The organism is Periweissella ghanensis, assembly GCF_918814755.1.
GTDB lineage: Bacteria > Bacillota > Bacilli > Lactobacillales > Lactobacillaceae > Periweissella > Periweissella ghanensis.
The window spans coordinates 1-14,608 of record NZ_CAKKNT010000014.1 but is presented as its reverse complement, the minus strand read 5'-3'; the positions used below and the strand labels follow the sequence as shown (position 1 = coordinate 14,608).

Annotated in this window: 14 protein-coding genes; 6 read left to right on the top strand and 8 right to left on the bottom strand. The window is 40.7% G+C overall.

Annotated elements, in window-relative coordinates:
• Position 1: 1 nt before the first annotated feature.
• Together trpS and LQZ76_RS05775 are read left to right on the top strand one after the other, a co-directional pair.
• A complete protein-coding gene (gene trpS / locus LQZ76_RS05780) occupies positions 2–1,024 on the top strand; it encodes a tryptophan--tRNA ligase (RefSeq protein ID WP_230098807.1) in 1,023 nt (340 codons plus the stop codon).
• A gap of 118 nt (positions 1,025–1,142) precedes the next feature.
• Complete coding sequence (locus LQZ76_RS05775; protein ID WP_230098806.1) at positions 1,143–2,078, top strand: Ppx/GppA family phosphatase; 936 nt, start codon at positions 1,143–1,145, stop codon at positions 2,076–2,078.
• Between the two features lie 51 nt (positions 2,079–2,129).
• On the opposite strand, the gene zwf is transcribed toward LQZ76_RS05775, so the two are convergent.
• From zwf to LQZ76_RS05755, 4 genes are all read right to left on the bottom strand, one after another.
• Positions 2,130–3,590 (bottom strand): glucose-6-phosphate dehydrogenase, encoded by a 1,461-nt coding sequence (gene zwf / locus LQZ76_RS05770; RefSeq protein ID WP_230098805.1) that lies wholly within the window; start codon positions 3,588–3,590, stop codon positions 2,130–2,132.
• Between the two features lie 229 nt (positions 3,591–3,819).
• The gene (locus LQZ76_RS05765) at positions 3,820–5,001 is read right to left on the bottom strand and encodes a CynX/NimT family MFS transporter (RefSeq protein ID WP_230098804.1); all 1,182 of its coding nucleotides are present in this window, start codon (positions 4,999–5,001) and stop codon (positions 3,820–3,822) included.
• A 181-nt stretch (positions 5,002–5,182) separates the two neighbouring features.
• Positions 5,183–6,700: a glycerol kinase GlpK gene (gene glpK / locus LQZ76_RS05760; protein ID WP_290368170.1), complete on the bottom strand. Its 1,518-nt coding sequence runs from the start codon at positions 6,698–6,700 to the stop codon at positions 5,183–5,185.
• 42 nt (positions 6,701–6,742) lie between these two features.
• A complete protein-coding gene (locus LQZ76_RS05755; RefSeq protein ID WP_230098802.1) occupies positions 6,743–7,201 on the bottom strand; it encodes a class Ib ribonucleoside-diphosphate reductase assembly flavoprotein NrdI in 459 nt (152 codons plus the stop codon).
• 164 nt (positions 7,202–7,365) lie between these two features.
• Between LQZ76_RS05755 and LQZ76_RS05750 the strand changes: the two genes are divergently transcribed.
• On the top strand, positions 7,366–8,166 hold the full coding sequence (locus LQZ76_RS05750) for an HAD family hydrolase (protein WP_230098801.1): 801 nt from the start codon (positions 7,366–7,368) through the stop codon (positions 8,164–8,166).
• Positions 8,167–8,367: 201 nt separating this feature from the next.
• Here LQZ76_RS05750 and LQZ76_RS05745 read toward each other — a convergent pair whose 3' ends face one another.
• From LQZ76_RS05745 to trpX, 3 genes are read right to left on the bottom strand one after another with little or no spacing between them, the layout of a single operon-like run.
• Positions 8,368–9,135 carry an ABC transporter ATP-binding protein gene (locus LQZ76_RS05745; RefSeq protein WP_230098800.1) on the bottom strand — a complete coding sequence of 256 codons (768 nt, stop codon included), beginning with the start codon at positions 9,133–9,135 and terminating at the stop codon, positions 8,368–8,370.
• Positions 9,128–10,027, bottom strand: a complete 900-nt coding sequence (locus LQZ76_RS05740; RefSeq protein WP_230098799.1) for an ABC transporter permease — start codon at positions 10,025–10,027, stop codon at positions 9,128–9,130. Before LQZ76_RS05740 ends, LQZ76_RS05745 begins: the two co-directional genes overlap by 8 nt.
• Positions 10,024–11,031 carry a tryptophan ABC transporter substrate-binding protein gene (gene trpX, locus LQZ76_RS05735; protein ID WP_230098798.1) on the bottom strand — a complete coding sequence of 336 codons (1,008 nt, stop codon included), beginning with the start codon at positions 11,029–11,031 and terminating at the stop codon, positions 10,024–10,026. Before trpX ends, LQZ76_RS05740 begins: the two co-directional genes overlap by 4 nt.
• A gap of 375 nt (positions 11,032–11,406) precedes the next feature.
• Between trpX and LQZ76_RS05730 the strand changes: the two genes are divergently transcribed.
• From LQZ76_RS05730 to nagE, 3 genes are all read left to right on the top strand, one after another.
• Positions 11,407–11,778 carry a fluoride efflux transporter FluC gene (locus LQZ76_RS05730; protein ID WP_230098797.1) on the top strand — a complete coding sequence of 124 codons (372 nt, stop codon included), beginning with the start codon at positions 11,407–11,409 and terminating at the stop codon, positions 11,776–11,778.
• Positions 11,771–12,130: a fluoride efflux transporter FluC gene (locus tag LQZ76_RS05725; protein WP_230098796.1), complete on the top strand. Its 360-nt coding sequence runs from the start codon at positions 11,771–11,773 to the stop codon at positions 12,128–12,130. Before LQZ76_RS05730 ends, LQZ76_RS05725 begins: the two co-directional genes overlap by 8 nt.
• Positions 12,131–12,263: 133 nt before the next feature.
• Positions 12,264–14,279, top strand: coding sequence for an N-acetylglucosamine-specific PTS transporter subunit IIBC (gene nagE, locus LQZ76_RS05720; protein WP_230098795.1), 2,016 nt, complete (start codon positions 12,264–12,266; stop codon positions 14,277–14,279).
• 212 nt (positions 14,280–14,491) lie between these two features.
• Here the strand turns inward: nagE and LQZ76_RS05715 are convergent.
• On the bottom strand, positions 14,492–14,608 hold a 117-nt coding region (locus LQZ76_RS05715), incomplete at its 5' end, for a transposase (RefSeq protein WP_230098843.1).

Sequence of the window (14,608 nt, the reverse complement as noted above, 5' to 3'; positions counted from 1 at the left end):
CATGACAGACAAGCAAATTATTTTAACTGGTGATCGCCCAACGGGTAAAATGCACATTGGTCACTATGTGGGTTCACTCCGTAACCGGGTGGAACTCCAAAATTCAGGTAAATATGAAAGCTACATTATGATTGCTGATAAGCAAGCCTTGACTGATAATGCACGTGATCCCAAGAAAGTGCACGATTCAGTTTTACAAGTGGCCTTAGATTATTTAGCCGTGGGGGTTGATCCTGCAAAATCAACTATTTTCCTCCAATCACAAATTCCAGCTTTATCAGAATTGACCGAATACTACTTGAATTTAGTATCATTAGGGCGTTTGGAACGGAACCCCACGGTTAAAACTGAGCTTAAGATGCGTAATTTTGGTGAAGGAATTCCCGCTGGTTTCTTAATTTATCCAGTATCTCAAGCAGCTGATATTACGGCCTTTAAGGCGACAGTTGTGCCTGTTGGGGATGACCAAGAACCAATGCTTGAACAAACACGTGAAATTGTGCGGACATTTAACAATATTTATGGGGATGATATTTTAGTTGAACCCCAAGGTTACTTCCCACCAAAGGGTCAAGGTCGGATTCCAGGACTTGATGGGGTTAAGATGTCTAAGTCATTAGGTAATGCGATTTACTTGAGTGATGATGCAGATACCCTTGCCAAGAAAGTTAAATCAATGTATACCGATCCAGAACACATTAACATTGATGATCCTGGTCACATTGAAGGTAACATGGTCTTTACGTACCTTGATATCTTTGATGATGATAAAGACGAAGTTGCCCGTTTGAAAGAACACTACCAACGCGGTGGTCTTGGTGATATGAAGATTAAAAAGTACCTCATTGAAGTGCTTGAAAATAAATTAGCACCAATTCGGGAACGACGGGAAGCCTTTGCCCAAGATCCAGCGGCCGTGATGAAGATGCTTGAAGAAGGTTCAAAGAAAGCTAACTTAGTAGCGAGCCAAACAATGCGCGAAGTTCGTCATGCCATGGGTGTTGACTACTTCGGTGAATTTTAATAATTATGATGAAAAAGTCTGTTTGAATTATTCAAACAGACTTTTTTTGTATTTTTTTAAAATTTAATCGCTTTTTAATGTAAAATGAATAGTGAAATTAAAAGGACGAGGTAGGCGGATGGCATATTTAGCAATTGTAGACTTAGGTTCAAATTCAACACGGATGGTCGTTGAAGAAATTAATCCAGATGGCACATATACTGAAATTCAACGCGTAAAAGAAGATACCCGTTTATCAGAGGGGATGGGCGAGGAAGCAATCTTACAAGATTTCGCAGTTGCCCGAGTATTAAAAGCACTTAAAAAATTCCGGCAAATTTATAACCAATATCCGGCCGTTGAGATTAAAGCGATTGCGACCGCTGCGGTCCGCCAAGCCAAAAATCAAGCGGATTTTTTAGCGCAAGTTAAAGCGGCCGTTGGCATTGATATCCATGTGTTATCAGGGGATGATGAAGCGTACTATGATTATTTAGGGGTTGAACATACTTTGCCAATTGAAAATGCGCTCTTAGTTGATACAGGTGGGGCCTCAGTTGAATTGATCTTAGTCAAAGACCGGCAAAAAGTCGCCTTGATTAGTGTGCCATTTGGGGCGGTTAGTTTATCGGAAAAATTCGGCTTACATGATGCTCCAACGGCGCAAGCAATGTTTCAAGCTAATCGGTATGTCCAAGATATTTATAATCAAATTACGTGGTTAAGTGGGGCCCACCATTTACCAATTGTCCTTCTAGGGGGGGCTAATCGGACGTTAGCACGGATGCAACAAGCGCAAACTACCGGAATTTTAGGGCAAAACTTCCATGGTTTTGAAATGACAGCTGATCAAGCTCTCGATTTATTTGAATTATTACTTAGCCACGATAAACACGGCCGCACAACCTTACCAGGTTTAGATGCCAATCGGGCTGATATTATTTTAGGTGGTTGTGTCCCAATTTTAAATTTAGTAATGACGTTAGCGACACCGAAAATTATTTTTTCAGAAAGCGGTGTGCGGGAAGGCATTATTACGGAGTACATGCAATTGTTGAAAGCACAAAAAAGCTAGCCGAACCTTCGGCTAGCTTTTTTAATTTAAATTGAGATTGAAAGTTAATAATTAACCTTCGTAAACCCACTTGTGACCATCACGGGCAAGTAATTCGTCAGCGGCAACAGGTCCCATTGAACCTGAAACGTAGTTAGGGAATTCTTGGTGAGTAGCATCCCAAGCTGATTGAATCGCATCAACGAACTTCCAAGCAACGGCAACCCCGTTCCAGTCAGCGAAGTTTGAACCGTTACCATCCATTGTATCGTGGATCATGCGTTCGTATGGTTCTGGTGTTTGGGCTTTATCTTCAGCAGAAACTTTCCATTCAAGCGTAATTGGACGCGTCTTGAATTCAGGTGTTGTATCCTTAGCGATGATTGAGTATTCAATCTTACCTTCAGGGTCAACAATGATTGAAAGCACGTTCTTTTCAAGTGGTTGTGCACTGTTAAAGATGTTGGCGTCTTGTTTGAAGACCACATCAATCCGAGTTGTTTTAGCAGCCAAACGCTTACCTGAACGAATGTAGAATGGTACACCATTCCAACGGTCAGTAGCAAATTCTAACTTACCAGCAACATACGTGTTGTTTTGTGAGTCAGCAGGCACATCCTTTTCTTGGAGGTAGCCATTTTGCGTGTTAGCAGCATCGGGACCATATTGGCCACGAACAAAGTTTTCAGCAACTTCTTCAGGTGTGTAAATCTTAAGTGCGTTGAAGGCTTTGTTTTTAGCTTCACGGATGGCAGTATCAGTCCATTCAGTTGGTTCGTCCATTGCTAACCAACCAACAACTTGCATCGTGTGGTTTTGGATCATATCACGGAGCGCACCAGCAGTATCGTAGTAACCGGCACGGTCTTCAACCCCAAGTGTTTCTGAAAGGGTAACTTGGATGTTATCGATGTAATCTTTGTTCCAAGCATTGTTAAAGATTGGGTTACCAAAACGAAGGGTGGCGATGTTTTGAACCATTTCTTTACCTAAGTAGTGATCAATCCGGTAAACTTGGTCTTCTGAGAAGGCATCGCTTAATTCGTTTTGTAATTTTTCGGCGGTTTCAAAGCTAACTCCGAAAGGTTTTTCAATCATAAGACGGTTAAATTCACCATCGGTTGAAAGAAGTTCTTCTGATTTTAAGTATTGAGCAACTGTTCCAAAGAAACGAGGGGCAATTGACATGTAGAAGATACGGTTACCCTTCAATGCAAATTCTTGATCAAGCTTTTCAATCTTAGCTTTAAGTGGTGCATAGTCAGCAGCTACGGTGATATCACCTTTTACATAATCAAAGTGACGGATGAAATCAGCGTCCGCGTCTTCATGCATGAATTCTTTGATTGAATCACTTACAAATGTTTGGAATTCTTCAGTGGTCATTTCTTGCCGTGAAGTTCCTAAAATAGCAAAGTGTTCTTGTAAAAAGCCTTTCTTGTACAAGTTGTAAACTGATGGGAACAATTTACGTTTTGCGAGGTCACCAGTAGCACCAAAAAAGGTTACTAAAGTTGTAATTTCTTTAGGCACGATAAATATCTCCTTTTAACAATCAATGTTAGTCTAATAAACAATTTCAACATTATTATATACTAGATTTTGAGGTGCCGGCGATAAATTTACGTAATTTTCGAAAGTTTTTTTCAAAATAACGGTAAATTTATGAAAATTGATTTCAAAACGGCCGGAATGCGAAATTAAACAATCTAGGCGGGCTAGTTTAGCCAAATTTTTAATTATAATTAACCGTGGTAACGTGTTAATCAAAGACTTTTTCTTTACGTTCAACTAGTAGCGCACACGTCATCATGATTAAAGTTGCAATAATTAAAGCGATGGTTTGAATGCTCCAACTATGGAAGGTTGCATAACCAAGGCCGAATAAAAATGGACCAACCGCCGCGATTAAGTAACCACCAGCTTGGGCCATGCCTGATAATTCAGCAGTTTCGGCCGGATTATTCGTTTTCTTACCAAATGACGTCATCAAGTATGGGAAGAGGGCTCCCGTTGCTAAACCATTAAGTACATTAAGCACTAACCAGAAAATAAAGCTGTCATTGGCAAAGAGCAACATTGTAAAGGAAATAATTGCTAATAATGAGACCCCGATTACAAATAAACGGCGTTTCGGTGCACTAGCATGCGCGATAATATTGGGTACAAGAAATGAAACCGGTAGTGACACTAAGGCGTTGACTCCGGCTAAAATACCAGCGGTACTACCACTAACACCATGGGAAATCGCAATCGTTGGCAACCAAGAAATTGATGTGTAAAACAGAGCTGATTGTAGCCCCATGAAGACTAATAAATACCAAGCAGTAACGTTTTTCCAAGCTGAAGGAACGGAATTTTTACCAGTTCCTTTCGGCGCAAGTAAGTGATTGTGCCGAACATTAGGGAACCAGACTAACAGATCGATGATGACTAAGCCACTCAAGAGCCCGATTAACGTTTGCCAGTTAGTCGCCAAAACAATTGGCACAGAAATCGCTGAAAATAAAGCTGTCATTAAGCCCATGGTAAAGGTATAAATTGAGGTGTAGCCCCCGATTTTAGTCGGAAAGTTAGCCGCGATTAAAGTTGGTAGTAGGACATTCATTTGTGAAATCGCAATCCCAACTAACAAAGTACCAATAAATAAAAAGGGGGTTGAAATTACGCGGATAATTGAACCAATGAACATTAATATTAAAACGCCAATAAAGGTTGCTTCAATCCCGAATTTACGAGCAATCATAGGTGCAATTGGTGAAAAAATAGCAAAAGCTAATAGGGGTAAGGTCGTTAAAATTCCAAGGGATGCGACTGGAATATGAAGGCCATGAGCAATTTCACTTAGAACTGGTGGAATACTTGTAATTGGAATCCGTAGAACGGCTCCCAATAAGATAATTCCAGGTAACAAAAAAGCACTGTGCTTAGGGGTGGTTTGCATGTAAGACTCCATTCTAAATAATCAGGTGCAAGATTACGGTTAAGCGTAATCTAAAAATAGCTAATAGCATTAACAATTATTATACATAAAATATGAACAAAATAAAAAGTGCAATAATAACCTCCTTGGGATAGTTCTTTCAAGGAGTTATTATTGCACTAAGTGACACACTTTTGCGCGCTTATTTTTTTGGTAACTCATTCGGTTTGAACAATTGCGTCGCGGCGACCGCATTTTGCCAACCGTGATAAAGCTTTTCACGGCGTTGCTTGTCCATGTTAGGTTTAAAGGTGCGCCCAGCAATCGTCATATTTTTAATATCTTCGACTGATTCCCAATAATCAACGGCCAGTCCAGCTAAGAAGGCAACCCCGAGGGCCGTCGTTTCTTCATCGGTGGCGCGTAAAACTTCTGCATCTAAAATATCAGCTTGGAACTGCATTAAGTATTGATTACGAGAAGCACTTCCATCGGCATGCATCGTTTTGATTTCAAAACCGGTATCTTGGCGCATCGTTTCAATAACGTCGCGGGTTTGGTAAGCAATGGCTTGTAAAGTCGCTTTAATGAAATCATTGCGATTTGTTCCACGTGTAACACCAAAAATCGCCCCCCGTGCATGGGGATCCCAATAAGGTGCCGATAAACCAGAAAAGGCGGGGACAAAGTAAACTTCATCATCATTAGTTGATTGTTCCGCTGCCGTCCGGGTTTCTGGTTCATTATTGATCATTTTTAACCCATCATGGAGCCATTGAATCGCTGAACCAGCGACAAAAATGGCCCCTTCAAGAGCGTATTTAACTTCACCTTGCATTGAGTACGCCACGGTGGCCACTAAATCATGAGATGATACGACGGGTTTGTCACCAGTATTTAAAAGAATAAACGAGCCAGCACTGTAGGTATTTTTAGTAAAACCTGTTTCAAAACCCATTTGACCAATTAAGGCGGCTTGTTGGTCACCCGCTAAACCAGCAATCGGTACTTCACCACCAAAGAATTGATATGATTCGGTGGTCGTATAAACTTCAGAACTCGTTTTAATCGCGGGTAGCATACTAGTTGGAATATTGAAAAGGTTGAGCAGTTCATCATCCCAAGTTAAGGTGTGAATATTAAAGAGCATCGTGCGACTAGCATTGGTATGATCGGTCACAAATGCTTTCCCACCAGATAATTTCCAGACAAGCCAAGTATCGACGGTTCCAAAAAGTAATTCACCAGCTTCCGCGCGTGCTTGAGCTCCTGGAACGTGATCGAGAATCCACCGAATTTTTGAAGCTGAAAAGGCGGTACTTAAAGGTAAACCAGTTTTGGCTTGAATCATGTCCGCGTGACCATCTGTGCGGAGTTTTTCAATAATTGCGACCGATTGGTTACTTTGCCAACTAATGGCATTGTAGACTGGTTGGCCGGTGTTTTTATCCCAAATAATCGTGGTTTCCCGTTGATTGGCAATCCCAATTGCTTTAATTTCATCCGGGCGGACCCCAGAGTTAATCATGGCACTGGCAATGACCGTTTGCACACTGTGCCAAATGTCTTGGGGATTTTGTTCAACCCAACCAGAATGGGGATAAGTTGCCGTAATTTCGGTCTCGGTTTCGGTAACTCGACGGCCATTTTTATTAAAAATTTTGGCGCGTGATGAAGTGGTTCCTTGGTCAATTGCGAGAATATACTCGGGTTTAATAATGGCCATTGTTAGTACCTACTTTCAGATTGATATAGTTTTTTATTAGGGTTGCGATAGTAAGCTTAGAATGCTATAAATCCGTTCAACATCTTGCGTCGTTCCCCGTAGTTCGTAATCGGCAACGACTTCGGTTTGCGTTGCGTGGGCATAGCACCGGGCAGTTAAAATATATTGCTCATTGAAGTTACGATTACCTGAACCAATGATACCTTGAACAAGATGGGCATTGTTATTGTAAGTAATATATTCACCTAACGTATTAGTCATTAATTCTTTAACGCCAGAATCAATACCATTACCACCACTTAAATAAGTTGGCACACATACGAAAAAAGGACTCGTTTCGTCAGCGAAATTTGTTAAATCTGATATTTCAACTGCTTCAATGAGTGGGGCAGTTGGGTTAGTCGCTTGTTGCTCGGTAGCATAGGTAGCTAATTTTTGCAGAAAGCCACGGGTGTTACCAGAAATTGAGCTAAATAAGATTCTAATTGGTTGCATGAAAACGCCTCTTCTTAATATTCGATACTATTCATTATAGTAACCTTTGCAAAATCATTCAATAATTGTGTGAAAAACCGTGAAAACGCTTGCAGGAAGTTTATGGTTTGGTAGAATTAACATGAACAAATAGAATCTAACTGGCACAAAATTGAGGAGAGCATATGAAACGACATTTAATTTTTATTGATATTGACGGTACGCTAATCCATGATGATCAGACAGTATCAGCTAGAACCAAAGATGTTTTAGAAAAGTTGCAAGCTCAAGGCCACATTGTCTACATTGCGACGGGCCGGATGCGGGTCCATGCTGAACTCGTGCGTGACATGATTAATCGCGAAGTAAACTTAATCAACTCAAATGGCGCGATGTATGATTTGGGCCCTAACCAAGGTATCGAATACTTAGGAGTTGAAGCCGTCCAACAAGTTATTAATATTGTAAACGAAAATGGAGTTTCAGTGCGCTTATTTACTCCCGACCATGTTTATCATAACGTGACCGAAAAATGTCAATTATCAGTGATGAGTTTTGCAGCCAAAATTATGAAGCGTGGGGCCATCTCATATTTTAAGGAATTTGGTGAAATTGATGCCAAAGCGGTTACTAACGGAATTGTCGCTGGTGGTGATCCTGAAATGATTGAATTAACCCGTAAAATTTTAGGTGCTTTAGATACGCTTGATATTTCATCATCTGCTCCGGAAAACATTGAGTTATTACCTAAAGGGGTTAACAAAGCCACGGCGGTTAAGCATGTCCAAACATACTACCAAATTGGGCGTGAAAATACCTTAGTGTTTGGTAATGGTGAAAATGATATTTCAATGCTGGAAGCCGGTGATGTTAGTGTTGCCATGCAAAATTCAACGCCCGATGTCTTTGAACACGCTAAATATGTAACGGGCACGAATGAAGAAGATGGGGTTGCTGAATTCCTCGAAAAATACTTTGAACTTTAAAATGGAGCTGTGACAGAAGTCGGGCGATATCGAGAACTACACTAAAAATCCTCTATGAAGAAAATTCTTCATAGAGGATTTTGTCGTATTTCGAATATATCGGAATTCTGGAGCGAGTTTTGGCAGTAAATTTCTACCAGAAAAGAGTTTTGGCACAACCCATTTTTGTATCTAAACTAGTAAGGCCCCAACAATAATTGCTTAATAACTAGCAAAGTAGTTCAGTAAGTCATCTTTGGTTAATTGTGCTTTTTGGGCCCCAGTTACATCCAAGGTGATTTGCCCATCGTGAAGGACAATCAAGCGGTTACCGTAAGTTAAGGCATCTTCCAAATTATGGGTAATCATTAGAGCAGTTTGCGCATTGGCGGTCACTTTTTCATCGGTTAACTGCATTAATTGGGCACTTGTTTTGGGGTCAAGCGCTGCCGTGTGTTCGTCAAGGAGTAATAATTCTGGTTTTTGAATGGTAGCCATTAAAAAGCTTAGTGCTTGGCGTTGACCACCTGAGAGACTGCCAACACTTGTTTGGAGCCGTTGATCAAGCCCATTGCCCATTTGTTTGGTGATTTGCGTAAAGGTCGCTAAATGTTTATTGAGGCGGCGTGGCATGAGAGAAAAACTTTTATGCCGGTTTAAAGCCAGTAATAAATTTTCAGCCACGGTCATGCGTGGGGCCGTACCTAACTTAGGATCTTGAAAGACGCGACTAATATATTTAGTCCGGGTAAGTTCACTTTCATGCGTAATATCACGCGCATGTAGTTTAATTGTTCCATTGGTAGCGGTAATCCCACCAGCAATGACATTAAAGAGGGTTGATTTACCAGCCCCATTGGAACCCAGTACGGTAATGAAATCACCTTCGTTAATGGTTAGATTGAGCTTTTTTAAAATGTTAATCTGGGCCCCAGCACTATTTTGAACAGTTGTGGAAACGTCCGTTAAGGTAATTAAAGGTTTATTCATGACGAGCCACCGATCCTTTGATAACTTTTTTAATTTTGAAAACATTTTGGAGTTTTGGGGTTAATAAAGCCAATGCTAAAACAATCGCTGAAAGTAAGTTTAAATCATTCGGGTTAAAGCCAAGTTGTAAGACGAGGAGTAGTACGAACCGATAAAAAATTGAACCAACGGCAATGGCAATTAAGCGGAAGTTAAGTGATAAATCACCGAACGCGACTTCCCCAATAATAATTGATGCCAAGGCGATAACAATAATCCCAATCCCCATGTTAACATCCGCGTAACCATTGTTTTGGGCAACCAAGGCCCCACCAAAGGCAATCAAAGCATTTGAAAGCATTAGGCCAAAAATCGTCATCGAATCGGAGTTAATCCCAAATGAGCGTGCCATTGTTGGATTATCCCCAGTCGCGATAAAAGATTGGCCGAAATTGGTTTGTAAGAGATAGATTAAACCGCTGATAATCACGGCAAGGACAATCATTCCTACGAAAACGGTGTTAAAAAAGGGTGGTAATTGTTGCATTAAATGGCCATTGAGAATCGTTTTTTGGTTTAATAATGATAAATTAGCACCATTAAGGATGCGTAAGTTAATCGAGAAGATGGCGGTCATCGTTAAAATTCCGGCTAATAAAATCGGAATCTTACCTTTAGTATAGAGTAAACCAGTGATTAAACCGGCTGCTGCTCCAGCTCCGGCCGCGGCTAACATGGCTAAATATGGGTTAACGCCATTATGAATTAATGCGACTGCCGTGGCCGCCCCTAATGGAAAGGTTCCTTCAACGGACATATCAGCAAAATTTAAAATACGGAAAGTTAAAAATAATCCTAAACCTAGGACGGCCCAGATTAATCCCTGGCCAATCGCGGAAACTAAAATACTCATTTAACGATACCTCCTTTAGTCGCTTGGGCTTGTTTTAATAAATCAGCCGGGATTGTAATCCCTAGTTTGTGGGCTGCCTGAACGTTAATCACTAATTCACCTTTTTTCATGAATTCAACCGGCGTATCTTTAATTGCTTGGCCACGTAAGATTTTGGCAATCATCTTACTAGTTGTAACCCCGATTTGGTATTGGTTAATTGAATCAGCAGCAATCCCACCCGCTTGAACCATCGTGCTTGCCGTTGGAAAGACTGGCATTTTGGCCGGGTTAGTGGCTTGTAAAAGGACGGGCATTGAACTGGCAATCGTATTATCAGTTGGAACAAATACGGCATCAATAGCTTTGTTGTTAGCCATTGATTGGGCAACTTGTGCTAAATCATTTGATTGGGCAATTGTGTAAACTTTGGTTTTTAAACCAGCCTTAGTCGCAAGGTTAATCATTTTCTTGGCTTCAGTCGTGGCTGAAATATCAGATGAAGTGTAAATAATCCCAAGGGTTTGTAAGGTTGGTACGAATTTTTTGATTAATGCTAACTGATCCTTGATGGGTGCTTGATCAGAGACCCCTGATACATGGTCACCAGGATGTTTGAGGTCCGTCACTAGCCCAGCGGCCACCGGGTTAGTTGATGGTGCAAACAATACTTTGCCAGGGACGGTGTTAGCTAATGCTTGCGCAGCGGGTGTGGCAATCCCAACTGATAAGTCGGCATTTTCATTGGCAAATTTAGTCGCCATTGATTTAAGGTTACTTTGATCACCTTGAGCGTTTTGAAAATCAATATGAATCGTTTTGCCATCGATATAACCTTCTTTGGCAAGTTCTGCGACCATCCCTTTATGGATTGCATCCAACGCGGGGTGGGTTAAAAATTGTAAAATCCCTACCGTGGGAATTTTTTTAGGGGAACTGGCTTGATTGTTGTCATGACTAGCACCAAAAAAGGCACCGACTAAAACTGCTAGGATAAGACCAATTGATAAAAATAAACGTTTCATAATTTAAGTCCTGCTTTCAAAAAAATAGTGGATTAAGCGCAATACACCTGCACCTAATCCACTACTTGTTTCTAGAATAAAGTAAATAAAAAAGGCCGGCATATTTAGCTTGATAATTGCTACCTATGCTGACCTTCGTTGTACGAAAAAGTTGTCGGCACAGATGCGAAATGATCTGTTTGATCAAGTCACACCTGTGATGTAACTTGAATTTACCGACGCCACCAACTATTAATATTGTTGTTAATAAAGGTTTTCATAATAACTTCCTCGTTTGAAATGTCTATAAGTTGTGATTAAATATAGCAAGTTAGTAATTATTTGTCAAACATTTATTTATAATTAGATTAATTAATACGTATTAAAGGAGTTGTAATGAACAAAAAAATAATCGCAGTTTTAATTGGCGGCTTTATCGGCGGTGGGTTACGAGAAGCCCTCGAATTAGCCTTACATAGTAGTGCTTTTCCTTGGGCCACGTTAGTTATTAATTTAACGGGGACATTTATGTTAAGTTTTTTAAATTATAAAATTAGTACGCGATGGGCCTTGTCGCCAGCAATTGCAACTGGTTTGACGACGGGGATTGTCGGTTCATATACGACCTATTCAACCTTAATTTTAGAAAACAATCAGTTGCTCCTGAATAACCATCTTGGCCTAGCAGTGGTGTATTTAGTAGTTAGTTTTGGTGGTGGCTTAATTGCAGCACAATTAGGAATGCGCATGGGAGGGAAACATGCTTAATATTTTAATTGCGGGTAGTGGAGCAGCTTTAGGAAGTGTTGTACGCTTCTTAGTAATGGATTACGGTAAACGCATTACTAAAGGGCCATTACCAATGACGACGTTACTAATTAATTTATTGGGAGCGTTTTTATTAGGACTCTTGGCACCATTAACGTGGTCACCGGCTTTGAAATTGTTTTTAGGAACCGGCATTATCGGCGGATTTACGACTTTTTCAACTTTTATGGGTGAATTACTTAGTTTACACGACGATCATCGGACCGTTGCGTGGGTCTATGCTGGGTTAACAATTATAATTGGTATAGGTGTTGGTCTAGTTGGGATATACGTTGGCCGAGGGCTAATGTAAAAAAAGAGGGATAACTTGATGTAATGGGGTTTGTTGGTTGCATTTAAAATTGGTATAGAGCAATAAAAAACTTGATTTAATTGATATTCGGTGTAATATATTCTCTATTGGTATAGAGAAGGAGAGATACAACATGAAGGAATATTTCCAAAAAATGGGACGTTCATTGATGTTGCCAATCGCAATTTTACCGGCAGCATCAATTTTAGTTGGGGTTGGTAATTGGTTGGCATCATTAAAGATTGGGTTTGTCGCCCAATTTATGATTGCAGGTGGGAATGCAATCTTAGGGGTTTTACCTTATTTATTTGCTATTGGTTTGGCATTGGGGATGTCAAAGAAGCGTGACGGGGCGGCTGCATTAGCCGGATTTGTCGCTTTGACCATCCCCTTGCAGGTGTTATCACCAGCTAACATGGCCTTACTTTTTGATAAGCCAGTTAGTCATATCAATCCCGCCTTTAGTGCAATTCAAGGAAATGTTTTGATTGGGATTATTGCTGGATTAGTAGCGGCAGCAATGTTTGATAACTTCAGTGAAGTTAAGTTACCGCAAGCAATTTCTTTCTTTTCTGGGAAACGGTTAGTGCCAATTTTAACGGCAATTGTAATGTTAGTTGTTTCATTATTAATGCTCGTTATCTGGCCACCAATTTTTACGGCCTTAGTCGATTTTGGTAAATTAGTTGTTAACTTGGGTCCAGCCGGGGCCGGGTTATACGGATTCTTCAACCGGTTGTTGATTCCAACCGGGTTACACCACGCGTTAAATTCGGTTTTTTGGTTTAACGTGGCGAACATTAATGATATTTTCAATTTCCTTCACGGAACCGGGGTTAAGGGAATTACCGGGCGTTACCAAGCTGGTTTCTTCCCAATTATGATGTTTGGGTTACCAGCCGGGGCGTTAGCGATTTACCATCAAGCTCGCCCAAGTCAAAAGAAGCGTGTTGGTTCATTAATGCTTGCGAGTGCGTTTGCGTCATTCTTTACTGGGGTGACAGAACCACTTGAATTTTCATTCATGTTTGTTGCATGGCCATTGTACGTTGTGCACGCAGCTTTGACTGGGTTATCAATGTTTATTGCGGCAAGCTTCCATTGGACGAATGGGTTTGCCTTTAGTGCCGGATTGGTTGATTTTGTGCTTGATTATCACTTGCCATTGGCCAACAAACCATACATGCTCTTAGTGCTTGGGTTATTCATGGCCATCTTGTACTACGTTTCATTTACGTTCATGATTCGGACATTTAACTTAATGACGCCTGGTCGTAATCCTGAAGAAGATGATTTGATGGATGAAGATGCCGTCGTTGTTGATGGGCCAGCTAAAAAGATTAGTAGTACTGATCGTTATGCCCAATTGGCAGAAAAAATTTGGTTAACATTAGGTGATGGTTCAAGTGACCTTGCTAAAGAACGGTTAACTGAAACGGCCCACTGTACGACTCGTTTGCGGTATAAATTCACTGATACTAGTGCGATTGATGTTAATGCGCTTAAACGAATTAACGGGGTTGCCGGGGTCAATGTGTTAAACGAGCATCAAATGCAAATTGTGATTGGACCAGAAGTTCAATTCATTGCTGATAATATTGATAAAATTAAAAATGGTGAATTAACGGTTTCAGCGATGCCATTGGCTACTGAAGAAATTAGTGATGGGCCAAGCGAACCAGCTACAACACCAGCAACTAAGCTTACGATGGTTTCAGTTGCGAACGGAACTCTCAAACCATTGGCGGATGTGCCGGATGAAACCTTTGCTAGCAAAATGCTTGGTGATGGGTTTGCAGTTGTGCCCAACGAAGGCCAAATTGTGGCACCCGTTGCCGGTGAAGTTACGTTAATCTTCCCAACCCAACACGCGATTGGCATTAAAACGACGGATGGGACCGAAGTTTTAGTTCACATGGGGGTTAATACGGTTGAGTTAAATGGGACACCATTTGATGTTCAAGTAACGGTTGGGCAACAAGTTGCAGCGGGCGAAACGTTAGCCCAAATGGACTTGATTGCGATTGCGGCATCACGTAAAGCAACCGATGTTATCGTGGTGGTTACTAACCATCCAGAATGGCAAGCAACCTTGTTGACAGAAGCAACCGATGTCGAACGTGGAGTAGCAGTAGTCGATTTAGCTTAAATTTTAGCTTTCTAAGTTGTACTAATAAACAATCTAGTTACAAAGTATATTTAATAAATACAATTTCAAAAAACGCCAACCATTAAGATGGTTGCACTGACCCCCTCGAATTGGAGTAAATCCAATCGAGGGGGTTTTCTTATGGCTCTTTGTCAAATGATGTTGATATTGAGTTTTTAGACTCTAAATCGTAAAAGATTTAGGGTCTTTTTTTATGCCAATTCTAATCGAATACGATTAAAAAAATTGGCTAAGTTTCGATAGCCATAACCGCTTCGACTGATTTGTTTTATTTTACGATTTAAACCTTCTAAAGGGCCATTTGAATA